General features: G+C 46.0%; 2 pseudogenes. One reads left to right on the forward strand and one right to left on the reverse strand.

Going from position 1 to position 354, the window contains the following annotated elements:
- Nucleotides 1-24: 24 nt before the first annotated feature.
- Nucleotides 25-78, forward strand: a pseudogene (locus tag ACRPFF_RS11700) (hypothetical protein); the annotation flags it as partial.
- 23 nt (nt 79-101) lie between these two features.
- Here ACRPFF_RS11700 and ACRPFF_RS11705 read toward each other — a convergent pair.
- Nucleotides 102-218, reverse strand: a pseudogene (locus tag ACRPFF_RS11705) (polymorphic toxin-type HINT domain-containing protein); the annotation flags it as partial.
- Between the last annotated feature and the right edge of the window lie 136 nt (nt 219-354).

Below are 354 nucleotides of genomic sequence, written 5' to 3' on the forward strand. Positions count from 1 at the left end.
GTCGAGTCTCGTGGGCTCGGAGATGTGTATAAGAGACAGTTTTTACGTTTTGTAAATGCAAAAAAACCGAAAGTTTTTGTTGCTGAGAATGTGAAAGGTTTTTTGACAATGATGTTGCGGACGGTTTGGGTTCTGCCGCTTTCGGATAACAGTCTGCTTCCCGCTTTTAAATCTTCCGCCTTAATCCATTTGCCGTCCGAATAAAACGGATGGATGCGCTTTATTGCTTTTGGACACGCCGCCATCCTGACGGCGGAATGGCAATATCGGTTCTGCCGGTTTGAACGTGCCGTATTGGGATATTTTGGTTTAAATGCCGTCTGAAGTCGGATTGGGGGATTTCAGACGGCATCT

This window comes from Neisseria sp. SLRRB23 (assembly GCF_050896295.1).
In the GTDB taxonomy this organism is placed as follows: domain Bacteria; phylum Pseudomonadota; class Gammaproteobacteria; order Burkholderiales; family Neisseriaceae; genus Neisseria.